Annotated in this window: 1 tRNA gene; it reads left to right on the plus strand. The window is 50.9% G+C overall.

The annotated features are described in order from the left end of the window. Positions 1-64 precede the first annotated feature (64 nt). Positions 65-146 (plus strand) — tRNA-Tyr (locus LI112_RS18105). Positions 147-222: the final 76 nt, after the last annotated feature.

Raw genomic sequence — 222 nt, forward strand, 5'->3', positions numbered from 1 at the left:
GAGAGCATCTGCCTTACAAGCAGAGGGTCATAGGTTCGAGCCCTATAGGTCCCATATAAACCATGGGTGGATTCCCGAGTGGCCAAAGGGGGCAGACTGTAAATCTGTTGGCACCGCCTTCGAAGGTTCGAATCCTTCTCCACCCACTAAGCCTTATCATTGGCTAAGCCGATGTGGCTCAATTGGCAGAGCAGCTGATTTGTAATCAGCAGGTTATCGGTT

Source organism: Blautia sp. 210820-DFI.6.14 (assembly GCF_020558815.1).
GTDB classification, from domain to species: Bacteria; Bacillota; Clostridia; order Lachnospirales; family Lachnospiraceae; genus Blautia_A; species Blautia_A obeum.